Below are 700 nucleotides of genomic sequence, written 5' to 3'. Positions count from 1 at the left end.
CACTAAAACGATGCTTGGTGTTTGATTCAATTCTGTAATTGTACAATCATTACATTCTGGGTCTTTAGGGCAATTAGTACAAGGCGTAGGATCCGTAGAAGTTGCCGTTACCGGACTGTCTTTCGGATCTTTTGCTGTAGCTGTAGCCAAGTTGTATACGATTCCTGCATTGATATCCTCTAAAGTGATGGTATGAATAGCAGTAAAAGTAGTTGTATCCGAAGCTCCAGGAGCAAGAGTTGCAATAGGTCCACCAGTTACAATAGCATTGTTATCCGATACTGTTACGTTAGTTAAAGTCACGTTTCCAGTATTAGTAATAACAAATTTGTATGATACTACATCACCAATGTTGGTAATACCATCATTGTTTTTATCTACATAAGTACCATCTTTAGTAATAGAGATACCAGATTCATTAATAAAGTAGCTGTAATTTGTAGTACATCCGTTAACATCTTTTATTTCTACATCATATTTTCCTTTAGGCAATAAGATAATATCTTCGGTTATAGCTCCATTTGACCATATAAATGAATAAGGTGCAGTACCACCTTGTGGGGTAATGTTTATTGCTCCATTGCTGCAACCAACACAATTATTATTGTTTGTTATTATTGCTGTTGCACTTATTGATGCAGCAGGTTGTGTGATGGTTACTTGCGTAGTAGCAGTACAGGAACCATCGTTATTTCCATTA

General features: G+C 36.1%; 1 protein-coding gene. It reads right to left on the bottom strand.

Translation table 11 applies throughout. The annotated features are described in order from the left end of the window. A partial coding sequence (locus AAGV28_RS15405) for a SprB repeat-containing protein (protein WP_373407641.1) occupies positions 1 to 700 on the bottom strand: 700 nt, incomplete at both ends.

Origin of the sequence: Flavobacterium zubiriense, from assembly GCF_041729725.1 — a bacterium.
Lineage (GTDB): Bacteria > Bacteroidota > Bacteroidia > Flavobacteriales > Flavobacteriaceae > Flavobacterium > Flavobacterium zubiriense.
The sequence above is the reverse complement of the archived record's forward strand: the minus strand, read 5'-3'. Positions and strand labels throughout refer to the sequence as shown.